Below are 13,375 nucleotides of genomic sequence, written 5' to 3' on the forward strand. Positions count from 1 at the left end.
ATATGGAATTGAAAGAATTTATATCTGAAACTATAAAGCAGATCGCAGATGGATTGGTCGAAGGGAATAAATATGTCCAAGATAATCATGGTGGTGATGGAATTGAAAATGGCTACAAACGCGTTAAGTTCGATATAGCTATCACTTCTAATGAAGAGTCATCCAATGAGGCATCAGGGAAGATAACGGTAGCGCAGATTTTTGGTGCTGGAGCATCTTCTTCATCTTCTGATAAAAAGCAAAACTACAATCGCATTGAGTTTGATACTCAAGTGCACATTGATATGAAGTAAGTTAAACTCTAAAGCAAGTGATATGGCAAAAAATCAATTCTCAGCGTATGATAACCAATGGTCTAATGATCAGTGGAAAGAGTACATTCCAATGAATTCATTTGCGCTTAAACAGGTAAATGAGCTACCGGATTTTATTCAAGCCAACGGTTTAACCTCAAAGTTTAACTCAGCATTGGTTGTCGCCTCAGGTAGTACATCACAGGAATTTTATGGCGTAATTGGTTACAGACCAGATGAAAATAATACAGTTGTAGACGAACATGCCTTCGTTTACATAAGAGATAAAGAAACGGATACCTGGCAAGGCGGAATTATTCATCATGCAGACTATCCTGGAAGAACTTCTCCACTACCACAAGAAATTACTGATGCACTTTATACATCAGGTGTGACAGCCAGTATCTCATTAGATCGAGCCCCAGATATTGAAAGTGGTTCTTTAGATGATTTGGCTGAAAGAAATATTCTTTCAGGGGTATCTAAGAATTTCTATATCGTGAACACCAAAATCAACAAGGATTAGCGCATGAAGAAATTAAATTGGAAACGATTTGGAGTAAAGTTTGATGGTCAAGAGCAATTGGCGTTTGAACGTCTATCTTATGCTTTGTTCTGCAGTAGATTTAATCAGTCATTCGGAATATTGGCATACAAAAATCAAACGGCAATAGAAACTGATCCAATTGAGGTAAATGGAGAATGGTTTGGTTTTCAAGCAAAGTTTCTTGAGCCAGCCACTGAATTCAAAAGCTATAAAAAAAAGATAATTGAATCACTTGAGAATGCGAAGGATAAGAATCCTGAGATTAGTGTTATTTATATTTATGTGAACAAGCCATTTTCTGAATCTAAGAAGAAAGGGGTAAAAAAGCCGGATTATATCATTGAAATTGAACAGAAAGCAACTGATCTGGAAATTAGAATAGATTGGCAAGTTCCAAGTCATTTTGAAAAACAACTTTCATTACCTCAGAATACTAAAATTCTTAAAGAGTTTTTTCCAGAGCTCATTGAAAAAGAACTAGTAAATGACAAAACTGAGGAGTTATTGGACATAAATCGCACTGCAATAATTCAAGTGGAGCTCGCAAAGATCAAAGCTGAATTCTCATATGATTGGGTTAAAAGTGAAGAGTTGCTTACCAAACTTTATGCATATTCTGAGTTTAGAAATGAAAGGATAGCGCAAGACATTTTTGGTTTTTTAAATATCAATGTATCAAATGGTGCACGAGCTAATATGCCGTCTTCAGTTGCCTGTACAATTGAGGGTTTGGTGTTTACTTATTTTCCCTCATCACGTGGTAAAAAAGACAAGGATGTGAGATTAGAAAATGGTAAAGAATGTCTGAATATTGGATTCAACATGATCTATGATGCTTTAATTCATACCAGCAATTTTAAAGTTGCTCAATGGGGGCTGTCAATTTGGAAGTTCATCTACAGAGAGTCTAAAAGGAATAAGGATCTTGAATTGGTGGATGCAGTCCTTGATCAGTATAAAGAAATAGAGCGAAACTTAGATCGTCCAGAAAGAGATGATTTAGAGAATGCAAAAAGCCTAATTGAACTTTATAAAGATGATCTGGATAGCTTTCACTTGTCGGCTCCGTATTTAACTCCAACTCTAATAAAGTTAATGGATCAATCCTACTAGCGTAGAACCTACAAACTTAAACTATATGGGAGACAAAATAATAATACTCAAAGAAACCAAAGATGGTATTGTAAAGGACACTATTTACCAAACAGAAGACACAATATCAATTGATATCTCTGGTTCTCAGACTATTGTCATGCCTTCAGATCCTATTGATGTTAACACTCCTGGAAAAGATGTATTTGATTATGCACTAGGCACTGTAACAATCCTAGGCGCAATAATCGCAGGATTTTACACACTAAAATCGATAAGAAAACTTTACAAAAAGGATGAGGATAAACAAGCTCAGATAGATAAGTTGAGTTCAATAGCCGAGAAAATGGAAGCTCAAAATAAAATCCTTGAAGAAGGAAACCTTCTCATTTCCAAACAGGTGGATGTCCTCAGGAACCTTACTGTCGGATCCAATGATAATGAAGCAAGTCAGGAATTATTGAGAATAGAGCAACAAAAACTCGAATTAGAACACAGGCCTCGTTTATATAGTAATATGTTTTCTTATTCATTTAACACTGGTAAGTTTAAAGTTGAAAATGGAGGGAAACCACTCACAATTGATAAAATTGAGTGTGATAATGATAATATAATTATCGAGAATCAAGCTTCGCTTACTGGTAAGTACCTAGAAGAACATGGTTTTGTAAATATTATGACGCGAACTCGCAACGATCGTGTCATGAAGGATCAATCCTACATCATCAAAATATTTGTTGAAAATGATATTAATAACAAATATCGTATTGACATGCATTCACAAAAAATGGATTCACTGCGTAATGCTGCAAAAATTGAAGAATAATAATGAAAACTTACGCAGAAACTACAGACTCACAAGAGCCAGCATCAAAATTGCTCCAGAAGCTAGGCTGGACTTTTGTATCCAAAGAGGATGCTGAAACAGCTAGGTCAGGAATCCTTTCAAATGTAATCCTGGAGGATATTTTGGAAGAAAGATTAGCTGCCATTAATTCCTTTGAGTACAAAGGAGAGCATCACCCTTTTTCCAATTCTAATATCCATGCTGCCATCAATGCATTAAAAAACATTCCGGACGAGGGTTTAGTACAAACAAATGAAAAGATATATGATCTCCTCACGCTGGGTAAAAGTTATACAGAGACCGTACAGGGTGATCGCAAGTCATTCACATTGAAATATATTGATTGGGAGAAATTGGATAACAATCACTACCACATCACTGAAGAATTTCAGATTGAGGGATCTAAAGAAAATCGCCGTCCTGATCTGGTGTTGTTTGTGAACGGTATTCCTTTTGTCATTATTGAAAACAAGCGAAGAGATAAGAACTTTTCAATTGATGAAGCAATATCCCAACACATCAGAAATCAAAGAAAAGGAGAAGGCACACCTAGATTATTTCATTATGCTCAGTTATTGCTGGCAGTTCAACCAAATGAAGTAAAATATGGAGCAACAGGTACTCCCGCAAAGTTCTGGTCAATTTGGAAAGAAGATGTTGAGAAGAAAGTTCAAAACATTATAAATAAAGAGGTTAAGAACATTCCGGCTGAAGATCGTCTACCTACAGAACAAGACCGTGCTTTATATAGTCTTTGTGAACCTAAAAGGTTAATGGATTTGATCTACAAGTATATTGTCTTTGATGGTCCCGACAAGAAGATTTGTAGATACCAGCAGTACTTCGCAGTTCAAGACACCTTAAAACGTGTAACTCAATTTGATAATGAAGGAAAACGAAAAGGTGGTGTCATTTATCATACAACCGGTAGTGGTAAATCGTTGACCATGGTTATGCTTTCAAAAGCCTTGGCATTGGAAGAATCAATTGTTGACCCTCGCGTTGTCATTGTCACTGATCGTATTTCATTAGATAAACAGATCTACAAAACCTTCGTGAATTGTGGCAAAGCAGTCAAAAAAGCTAAAAGCGGTTCTGACCTTGTTGAATTAGTAAAAGATAAGGGCAACGAAATCATCACAACCATACTGGACAAATTTGAGTCAGCAATTAAAAGAGGTGGTTTCAAAGATGACTCAGAAAACATATTTGTACTGGTAGATGAAAGCCACAGAAGTCAATACGGTTCAGCTGGCACCAACATGCGTAAAATGCTGCCAAACGCCACTTATATTGGTTTTACGGGTACACCATTATTAAAAACTGAAAAGAATACCGCTCGTAAGTTTGGAGGCTTTATTCACTCTTACAGCATCAACCAAGCGGTGAAAGATGGAGCAGTTCTACCATTGTTATATGAAGGGAGAGCAACAAAGCTAAGTATTAACAAAGCCAAAATTGACAAAGGTTTTGAGAGGCTATCAACCCCACTTTCTGAGGCAGCTCAAAAAGATTTAAAAAAGAAGTTTGCCACAATTTCTAAAATTTATGAGTCTGAAAATATCATTGAAGAAATAGCACATGACATATCAGAGCATTTCTGTAAAAACTGGAAGGGAACTGGTTTTAAAGCACAATTAGCTGTTCCAAAAATTGATGTTGCGGTAAAGTATCAGAAGTTCTTTGAATCACAAACCGATCCGAATTTGAAGATCAACACTAAGGTCATATTCACGCCTCCAGATAGCAGAAAGGATAATGAAGATGTATGGAAAGAAACCAGCAATGAGTCCAGAAAATATTGGGATTTGTTGATGGAAAAACACAGGTCAAAAGAAGCGTATGAAACTTGGGTAGTAGATAAATTCAAAGAAGAAACGGATGAAGTTGAATTGATCATAGTGGTGTATAAATTGCTAACAGGTTTTGATGCTCCAAGAAATACCGTTTTATACTTGGCAAAACCGCTTCATTCACATAATCTCTTACAAGCCATTGCACGTGTTAATCGCCTTTTCAGCGGCAAAGAGTACGGTCATATCATTGACTATGTAGGGATATTAGGCAAACTAGATGAAGCCTTAACAACCTATTCCGCGCTGGATGAGTTTGATTCAGAAGACTTGCTAGGCGCTCTCGTTGATGCCACAGAAGAAGTGAGAAAAGTACCCATTCGTCATGCTGAAGTCTGGGACATTTTCAAGGGCGTCAACAAAGAAGATATTGAAGCCTTAGAACGTCATCTTGGTGACAAAGACATTAGAGATAGTTTTTATGACAGGGTTTCATCCTATGCTAGGGTGCTTCAAACCGCTCTTGGTAGTGACGAATTCTATAAAGAGTTTACGGATAGCCAAATTGAATTCTACAAAAAGGAATTGAAGAGATTCCAAAGTTTGAGAAAATCGGTTCAAGCTAGGTATGCTGAGGTAGTTGATTATAAAGAGTATGAGCCAAGAGTCAGAAAATTGTTGGATACTTATGTAGATGTGGATGAGATCAATGTAATTGCATCTGACATCAATATTTTCAACAAAGAGCAAGTAGAAAAAGCGCTTGAAGATTCAGGTAAGACTTCGGCTTCAAAGGCAGATCATATTGCCAATAATATGAAAAAGGTCATCTCACAGAATATGGAGAAAGATGAAGCTTTTTATAAGAAGTTTTCTGAGATGATTGAAGAAACAATTAAGGCCTTCAGAGAAGACAGATTATCTGAGGCTGAATATTTAGAAAAGGTATTGAACATCAGAGATGATTTAGATAAAGGCTATCAAGATGGCATACCTGATCAGTTAAGAACCTACCCTGAGGCAAGAGCATTTTTTGGTGCCGTGAGTGATGTTTTGATCACGAAACACGGCAAAGAACCAATTAAGAAAATATCAAGTGAACTAGCTGGTGCGGGAATAAGTATTGCCGGTATAGTTGAAAACCTCACTATTAGAGATTGGCATAAAAACCTGGATGTACAACGCCAAATGGAAAATGAGATTGAGGATTACTTGATTGATCACCGCAAATCATTGGGAGTAGAAATGACTTTTGATGAAATAGATGAGATCTTGTCTAAATGTTTGAAAGTAGCTAAGAATAACTATTAATGGAGTCTGTTCAGTACGGTACTAAAACAATTGATTTTCACCTCAGATATTCTGATAGAAAATCATTAGGTATTGAAGTTCATCCTGATCTTTCTGTTTGGGCAATTGCACCTACAAAATCCTCATTACAGGATATCAAGGATAACTTGCTGAAGAAAGCGAAATGGATCAACAAACAACAAAGCTTCTTCTCTCAGTTCTTACCAAGAACTCCAGAAAGGGAATATGTTTCTGGAGAAACACATCTTTATCTAGGTCGCAGATATATTCTAAGAATTCGTAAATCATCTGAGGATAAGGTCAAGCTAAAAGGGGGTGAATTAATCGTCTTTTACAAGAGGGATAATTCAAGAGAACATGTAAAAGAATTATTGACAGGTTGGTATTACAATCACGCGTCAGTAAGATTCAAAAAGGAAATTGAGAATTCACTTTCCAAATTCAATGGTCGTATCAAAGAAAAGCCTCCAATCGAAATCAGAAGAATGAAAAACCGTTGGGGTAGTTGCACACCAAAAGGTAGAGTGATCATTAACCCTGAATTGATCAAAGCACCAACAAAGTGTATTGATTATGTTTTAATCCATGAACTCTGCCATTTAGTTCATCCTAATCACAGTAAAGAGTTTTACCAACTTCAATCATCATTAATGCCCAATTGGGAGAAGTGGAAAGAAAAGTTGGAGTTGGTAATGGGTTAAATTTATTGCCTTCCCGCAATTTAAGCCTTTCCCTTTTCCAGCACTATTTTTCCAGCTTTGTCTTTAAGCGTTATACTTCTCAAATTGGAGTGGGGCAATTGTTGCAGTAAAGCTTCTTTATCGGTTTCAGAAAGGGATTTGTCATGGTACAATTCGACAAATTTAGGCAGGACGTATTGCCAGCTTTTTACCTCATTTTTAATGAATGCACCGCCATTTTCTATGGCATGTTCCACATTATGGGTTTGGTAATCCACTAAAAAGCAGTCAATGGTTTGATGGTGGGTTCCCTCTATTTCTATAGCTTCAACAAGTTGTAGGGTAGCGTTTTTAGCGGGTAAGTAAAATTTAACTTCACGCCAGTACATGACATCATTGTTGAAGAGTTCCATTTCGTCCATGCGGCAAAGGTATTTGGTTTTTTGTAATGGGAGATGGGTATGGAAATAGGATCCCCTGCCAGGGATTGCAGCGGCAGCTCACGCCAAAGGCGTGACTATAGCGGAAAGCCCGGTGCCGGTTTAGCCGGTAGGCAGCCAAAAACAATTAAAAATCACCCTACATTTTTACCCGGTTTAACCCCCCATTTGGTTACCTTTTTGCAGCAGCTACATCCATTTGTAAATACCATTACTTATGAGATTAATATTGAATTTTTTGATGCTGCTGCCACTGATGTCCTTTGGGCAAATGATGGAACATGATACAGTAGCGGTTTATGAAATTAAACAAGGTATTGTAGCTGCTGAAGAGTATGTGCAAATACCTGTAAACTTTGATGAGGATGACTTATTAAAAAGCATACCTGACAATTTAAAAGAGCTGGCCATTATGCAAATTGATTTGGTGTATACGGTGTATAAAACCAATCCGGCTTTTGATCAATTGGCTTTAAATAAAAGCCGTATTCAAAAATTTAAAAAGGCTTTTCCGGGGGCAGATGACCCCTTAATTAATTGGAAAACTGTTGGACAATCACAAGCCCTTACCAGAGAAAGTGCGCAACAAATGTTTCATGGTTTTGTGATTTACTATCGTCCGCGCCCAACAAAAGAGAGCATTGAAACAGAAATATCATACATAGACGCTTATTTAGGTTTGGGTGAAGACGGAAATGTGGAAAAGAATGAGAAGGAGAATGAGAATGAAGGAGAGAATGAGATTGAGGATGAGGAGGTGGTAGCAGAGGATGATGTGGCAGATGTGTATGACCCTACTTTGATGGCTGGTAAAGCATCTGATGTGGTTCTTGGGTTTGATGGAGAAGTAGAATATTCAGAATGGGAATTAGAGGATCTTGAAGGCAAGTGTTACATTTCAACTGTCTACCAATTTGAAGGAAACAAAAAACTGTTTGATACAAAAATTGACAGTATTAAAAGAACTGAAAACTATGGAGGTTTTTCATATTCAAGTAGAAACGCAAAAGGCAAGGGGGTTAAAAGATATGATTTGTACATAGTTTACCTTACCGATACTTGTGATTTTTCAGCAGATTATGCGGTTACTGAAATAGGTTCACTTAGTTCCCCTTTAATCACTTATGTACCCAACTTTGACAATGAAGAGTACGGCGTGGTAGAAGCTGTTTTTAAACGCCATCCGGATTGGCAAAACTCACTGGTAGTGATGGATGTTACCGGAAGCATGTCTCCCTACATTGCTAAAACAATGGCCTGGGTAAAAGCTACGCAAGATTCCAGTCAAGTTGAAGCATTTACTTTTTTCAATGATGGAGATATGAAAAGTGATAGGTACAAAGTGACCGGTCATGTAGGTGGAATTTATGGTGCCCGAAACACAGCTTTTAAACCGGTATATAACACCATGTTAGAAACCATGCGAAAAGGTGGCGGAGGAGACTGCCCTGAAAACAACATAGAAGCCACGATTAAAGCCATGGATGATTTTCCAGGCTGTGATGAGGTAATAATGGTGGCAGATAATTGGGCCACTCCAAGAGATTTGTCATACGTAAGAGAATTGCGCAAACCGGTTCACGTAATTGTTTGTGGCGGCACTGCCGGAATTAACCTGGCTTATATTCAGCTGGCACTAGATACCGGAGGATCCATCCACACCATTGAAAATGATTTGGATAGCAGAGATATCAAAGCAGGGGAGTCTTTTAGAGTTGGTAAGTTTTATTATGGAATAGTGAAGGGTAGAGTAGTGCGAGCTGAGATAAAGTAATGAAATTTTATTCTTTTTTCCCATTGCGCAAAGAAATTACTTCCCCCTTGAGCGGGGGAATGAGAGTAGGTAAGGAGGGGGATTGAGGGGGAGGTTTTGTTGAAATTATCATTAACCTCCCCCTTAGTCCCCCTCCATGTGCCTACGCTGAAGCTTCAGCACAAGCGTAAGGGGGAAGTAGATAGATTCCAAGATCGGCATCTGCTAAGATTGCGTCATAAATTTGTCGTGCCTCTCGACTACGCTCGAGGTACGACGAATTGGTGATCGAGCGGAGTCGAGAGCACCCAACAATAGCAAATTAGCAGCAGCCGCCACAAGAGATTTTTCCGCGAGCGCATGAAGCTACTCTGCGGAGGCGCTTTGTCACTTTTTTCATCAAATGGAAAAAAGTGAAGGAGGTAAAGAGAATAAATGTTAATCCTTTATCTTAGCACCATGCACCCAAAACAACTTTTACCCATTATCATCATGGCCTTGATTTCTTGCCGGCCAGATGCAAGAGTTTCAGAAGAAGACTCTGCAGAAACAGCAATTGAACAAGCTGACACAAATCAAAGTAGTATTGATACTGTACAATTAGATCCTAATTTGACCCCAAGATGGGCAGCTTTTGAACAACACAAAAGAGTTGATTTAAGCAAGTATGATAAGCTAAAAGGTCAAGAACGCCTTGATATGATGGAAAAGGTAAAGGACGACTTTGATTTTGCTTATTATGATGGTGAATGGCAACATGATGCTGAAAAGTACTTCCATTTTATGGACCTGGATGCTGATGGAGACTTGGACTTAATCTATAATGGTTTTTCAAGAGGTGAACCATTAATTGTGTGGATTTATTTGAATGTTGAAGGTGAGTTTAAACCCGAATTTCAAACACAGCAACACATCACTTATATTGAATATGGTGAAGAAGGCTTAACTGCTTTAACAATATATAATCCCGGATGTTGTACAGATTATCTGGTATACAATACTGAATGGTTAATTGAACATGAAAAGGACAATTTAATCTTTGATGAAAAGAAACACACAGGAGAAATTGCACATACCACTTTACCAGATTACATTTTTAAAACTCCCAAGCAGTTTAAAACTTTGCAAGATGAGTATTACTTGCGTATGGATCCGTTTATTGATACGGTAGATGTAATGTTTGATGGCGCCACTTTTAAGCAAAATATTGTATGTATCTATCCAGCGGATTCAAGAGGTGTTGCCCTTGGTCAAACCACAGATTCAACCGGGAGAGTTTGGTGGTATGTTGAGATGGACTACAATACACCACCTGATTATTCAGAGATTCCGGATTATGAGATTTATGCCATTACCATGAAAGGTTGGATGAGTTCAAGGTTTTTGGAAGTGGTGGAATAATGTTGTAATTAGTTGTGTACTTTTTTGTCTTGACACAAAAAAGTACCAAAAAAAGTCAAGGTCCGCTCCTGCTTTTCTAAAATTTTACTCCTCGCAGCCTAAATAGCTCAATTGTCTCCACTACGTTCCGACGGTCGCTATTCTTTGCTCCTTCGCCGAAACCGGCTACGGTGTAGGCGCAACGGCTACTTGCGGGTAAATTTTAACGAAAGCGCAGAAGATGACCAATAAGAGAATTTCTAAGATCGGCATCTGCTAAGATTGCGTCATTTTGCAACCGGAGAATGCGTAAAGAAGCCGATCCGGATACCGCTGTAAGCGGGATCATTAAGGCTTTAGCATTCGAGGATTTGGAAAATAGCAAATTAGCAGCAGCCGCCACCAATGATTTTTTTTCGTTCTTTTTTTCATCTATGGGAAAAAAAGGACAAGTACAATAAAAAGGTGATTTTCATCAAATGGAAAAAAGTGAAAGAGCCTAAAAGGATAAAATTTCTTTCAAAAGATTGTTTTATTCTTTTTTCCCATTGCGAAAAATAGGCAAGCAGCACTGCTTTCGCAGACCAAGCGTTAGCGCAAGGAAGGAGGTCTTATCCAAATTATCATCAACCTCCCCCTTAGTCCCCCTCCATGTGCCTACGCTGAAGCTTCAGCACAAGCGTAAGGGGGAAACAGATAAGTACTAAAGAGAGTGATTTTTCATCAAATGGAAAAAACAAAAAACTCCCTGCCTTATACAAGACAGAGAGCTTCACTTTATTGAACTTATATCTTTATCGCTTAATCACCTTCTCAGTAAGCAAGCCATTTGCAGTAGTAATATGCAGTAAATAGATTCCGTTTGTAAGTTCATCCAAACTCAACCAAACATTATCCATCATTACATTTTCTGTATACACTAATCTTCCTTCCAAGTCATAAATGTCAATGCGTTCCATCTGATTGGCCATCACATTTACACCTGTGTTAGTTGGATTAGGGAATACTTTTAATGTGCTTTCTTCTTGATTGTCATCAATCCCTACAACACAGTTGGCAGTAATTGAGTAGCAGAAAGTAGTGTCACAACCTTGCGCATCTGTAATAGTTAAACAAGTTTGATAAACGCCAGGGCTGCTGAATTGGTGATAAGGATACACTTGATTACTTGTTCCTCCATCTCCAAAATCCCATGCATATGAATATGGTGCAATTCCGCCAAAAGCATATGCGTTGAAATAGAATCCACAACCCATTGAATCTGCCTGGAATCCGAAATCTCCATCTGTTGAACATCCTGTATTGTTACCGCAATTAATAGTAACCATTACTGTATAAGTATCTGAACATCCGTTTAATGAATCAATTAGTTGCAACATCACAAGGTAAGTTCCATCTGATGTGTATTGGTGTGATGGATACATTGATGTACTGTTAGTTCCATCCCCAAAATCCCAGTAATAATTGTAGTTGAATCCTTGCGAAACAGGGTAGAACCAAACAGAATCACATGTAGCAAAAGACTGTGTAAAGCTGGCGTCACACTGGTTATTAACACTACAGTTTGCAGTTAATGTATAGCAGATAGTTGTATCACAACCAGAGTTATCTGTAATTGTCAAACAAGGTGTATAGATTCCCGGTGTATTGTACTGATGATATGGATTTGACTGTGTACTTGAAGTTCCGTCTCCAAAATCCCATGTGTAAGTGTAAGGAGCTGATCCTCCAAAAGCAGTTGAGGTAAAGTAGAATCCACATCCCACCGTATCTGCATAAAATACAAAGTCACCATCTGTTGTGCATCCACCACTGTTTCCGCAGTTGATTGTTACCATTACAGTATAAGCATCTGAACATCCGTTTAATGAATCAATTAGGTATAACATCACTAAATAGGTACCGTCTGCAGTGTATTGATGTGACGGAAACATTGAAGTACTAGTAGTTCCGTCACCAAAATCCCAGTAATAATCATAGTTTGAAGCAAGTGAAGTTGGGTAGAACCATACTGAATCACATGTTACATATGTTTCTGTAAAACTTGCATCACAAGTAGTTGTGACATTACAGTTTGCTGTTAAAGTGTAGCAAATAGTGGTGTCACATCCTTGAATATCTGTAATTGTCAAGCAAGGTGTATACACCCCGGGAGCACTGTAATTGTGATAGGGATTGGCTTGTGTACTTGAAGTTCCATCCCCAAAATCCCATGTGTATGAGTAAGGTGAAGTTCCTCCAAAAGCAGTAGATGTAAAATAGAATCCGCAACCTGAAGTATCAGAAATGAAGGCAAAATCTCCATCAGTTGTACAACCGTTGTTGTTTCCACAGTTAATGGTTACCAATACTGTGTATGCGTCTGAACATCCGTTTAATGAATCAATTAAATAAAGCACTACTGGATAAACTCCGTCAGCAGTGTATTGGTGCGAAGTATACATTGAAGTGCTGGTAAATCCGTCACCAAAATCCCAGTAATAATCATAATTTGCTCCTTGAGAAGTTGGATAAAACCAAACGGAATCACAAGTAGCGAAAGATTGGGTAAAACTGGCATCACATGAGTTGTTACAATTGGCAACAACAAAGTCGCATACCGTTGTATCACATCCTAAATCATCTGTAACCGTTAAACAAACTGAGTATGTTCCGGGTATTGCAAATTGATGATAAGGATGAGCCAGGGTACTAGTACTTCCATCCCCAAAATCCCATGAGAAAGTGTAAGGAGCGGTTCCTCCAAAAGCAGTTGAAATAAAGTATGTACCACATCCAACAGTGTCAGGATAAGTTACAAAATCTCCAACTGTAGTGCAGTTTGCTGCACAGTTAATAGTGACGATTGAAGTGTACGAATTAGAGCACATGGCATTTGAATCAATTACTGTAAGTATCACTATGTAGGTTCCGTTAGCAGAGTAAGGATATACCGGCGACATATCTGTGCTAGAATTTCCATCTCCAAAATTCCAGAAATAGTCAAAATTTGAATTCAGTGTGTCAGGTGTAAACTGAACTGAATCACATGTGTTGTTTGAAAATGTAAATGAAGCTGTGCACTGTGCATTGGATGTAAAACTCAAGGTCCAAATTGCAATTAGTGCGAGTAGTAGGCTTTTCATAAATGAGGTTTTTTAATTTTTGACACTCAATAAACGCATGATTAATTTATTGGTTGTCTATTAGTTAGTTTCAAGAGTGTAAACGGAGGTGGGAAATAGAGTGGGGGGGTATAG

At 38.0% G+C, this 13,375-nt stretch carries 11 protein-coding genes; 9 read left to right on the top strand and 2 right to left on the bottom strand.

Features of this window, described 5'->3' with window-relative positions; translation table 11 throughout:
* Positions 1 to 2 precede the first annotated feature (2 nt).
* Genes K6119_RS15795 through K6119_RS15820 form a run of 6 tightly spaced genes read left to right on the top strand, consistent with a single transcriptional unit; the run spans position 3 to position 6,584 of the window.
* Complete coding sequence (locus tag K6119_RS15795) at positions 3 to 293, top strand: hypothetical protein (protein ID WP_221833227.1); 291 nt, start codon at positions 3 to 5, stop codon at positions 291 to 293.
* 22 nt (positions 294 to 315) lie between these two features.
* Positions 316 to 819, top strand: a complete 504-nt coding sequence (locus K6119_RS15800) for a hypothetical protein (protein ID WP_221833228.1) — start codon at positions 316 to 318, stop codon at positions 817 to 819.
* Between the two features lie 3 nt (positions 820 to 822).
* A complete protein-coding gene (locus K6119_RS15805; RefSeq protein ID WP_221833229.1) occupies positions 823 to 1,953 on the top strand; it encodes a hypothetical protein in 1,131 nt (376 codons plus the stop codon).
* A gap of 25 nt (positions 1,954 to 1,978) precedes the next feature.
* Positions 1,979 to 2,758: a hypothetical protein gene (locus tag K6119_RS15810; protein WP_221833230.1), complete on the top strand. Its 780-nt coding sequence runs from the start codon at positions 1,979 to 1,981 to the stop codon at positions 2,756 to 2,758.
* Positions 2,759 to 2,760: 2 nt separating this feature from the next.
* Entirely contained in the window at positions 2,761 to 5,883 is a 3,123-nt protein-coding gene (locus K6119_RS15815; protein ID WP_237828038.1) for a type I restriction endonuclease subunit R, read from the top strand.
* Positions 5,883 to 6,584 (top strand): M48 family metallopeptidase, encoded by a 702-nt coding sequence (locus K6119_RS15820; RefSeq protein WP_221833231.1) that lies wholly within the window; start codon positions 5,883 to 5,885, stop codon positions 6,582 to 6,584. The genes K6119_RS15815 and K6119_RS15820 overlap by 1 nt, the downstream gene beginning before the upstream one ends.
* Positions 6,585 to 6,604: 20 nt before the next feature.
* Here the strand turns inward: K6119_RS15820 and K6119_RS15825 are convergent, their stop codons facing one another.
* Entirely contained in the window at positions 6,605 to 6,985 is a 381-nt protein-coding gene (locus K6119_RS15825; RefSeq protein WP_221833232.1) for a hypothetical protein, read from the bottom strand.
* A gap of 235 nt (positions 6,986 to 7,220) precedes the next feature.
* Between K6119_RS15825 and K6119_RS15830 the strand changes: the two genes are divergently transcribed.
* From K6119_RS15830 to K6119_RS15840, 3 genes are all read left to right on the top strand, one after another.
* A complete protein-coding gene (locus tag K6119_RS15830; RefSeq protein ID WP_221833234.1) occupies positions 7,221 to 8,777 on the top strand; it encodes a hypothetical protein in 1,557 nt (518 codons plus the stop codon).
* Positions 8,778 to 9,191: 414 nt separating this feature from the next.
* Positions 9,192 to 10,157, top strand: coding sequence for a hypothetical protein (locus K6119_RS15835; protein ID WP_237828039.1), 966 nt, complete (start codon positions 9,192 to 9,194; stop codon positions 10,155 to 10,157).
* A 284-nt stretch (positions 10,158 to 10,441) separates the two neighbouring features.
* Positions 10,442 to 10,597: a hypothetical protein gene (locus tag K6119_RS15840; RefSeq protein ID WP_221833237.1), complete on the top strand. Its 156-nt coding sequence runs from the start codon at positions 10,442 to 10,444 to the stop codon at positions 10,595 to 10,597.
* A 333-nt stretch (positions 10,598 to 10,930) separates the two neighbouring features.
* Here the strand turns inward: K6119_RS15840 and K6119_RS15845 are convergent, their stop codons facing one another.
* Positions 10,931 to 13,261, bottom strand: coding sequence for a PKD domain-containing protein (locus K6119_RS15845; RefSeq protein WP_221833238.1), 2,331 nt, complete (start codon positions 13,259 to 13,261; stop codon positions 10,931 to 10,933).
* Positions 13,262 to 13,375 lie beyond the last annotated feature (114 nt).

This window comes from Paracrocinitomix mangrovi (genome assembly GCF_019740355.2).
Taxonomy (GTDB): Bacteria; Bacteroidota; Bacteroidia; order Flavobacteriales_D; family Crocinitomicaceae; genus Paracrocinitomix; species Paracrocinitomix mangrovi.

Bases quoted from the DNA above. Each gene is read 5' to 3' on its own strand.
- K6119_RS15840 (WP_221833237.1), top strand. From the start codon at position 10,442: ATGCGTAAAGAAGCCGATCCGGATACCGCTGTAAGCGGGATCATTAAG.
- K6119_RS15845 (WP_221833238.1), bottom strand. From the start codon at position 13,261: ATGAAAAGCCTACTACTCGCACTAATTGCAATTTGGACCTTGAGTTTT.
- K6119_RS15815 (WP_237828038.1), top strand. From the start codon at position 2,761: ATGAAAACTTACGCAGAAACTACAGACTCACAAGAGCCAGCATCAAAA.
- K6119_RS15835 (WP_237828039.1), top strand. From the start codon at position 9,192: ATGTTAATCCTTTATCTTAGCACCATGCACCCAAAACAACTTTTACCC.
- K6119_RS15810 (WP_221833230.1), top strand. From the start codon at position 1,979: ATGGGAGACAAAATAATAATACTCAAAGAAACCAAAGATGGTATTGTA.
- K6119_RS15825 (WP_221833232.1), bottom strand. From the start codon at position 6,985: ATGGACGAAATGGAACTCTTCAACAATGATGTCATGTACTGGCGTGAA.
- K6119_RS15820 (WP_221833231.1), top strand. From the start codon at position 5,883: ATGGAGTCTGTTCAGTACGGTACTAAAACAATTGATTTTCACCTCAGA.
- K6119_RS15795 (WP_221833227.1), top strand. From the start codon at position 3: ATGGAATTGAAAGAATTTATATCTGAAACTATAAAGCAGATCGCAGAT.
- K6119_RS15830 (WP_221833234.1), top strand. From the start codon at position 7,221: ATGAGATTAATATTGAATTTTTTGATGCTGCTGCCACTGATGTCCTTT.
- K6119_RS15805 (WP_221833229.1), top strand. From the start codon at position 823: ATGAAGAAATTAAATTGGAAACGATTTGGAGTAAAGTTTGATGGTCAA.
- K6119_RS15800 (WP_221833228.1), top strand. From the start codon at position 316: ATGGCAAAAAATCAATTCTCAGCGTATGATAACCAATGGTCTAATGAT.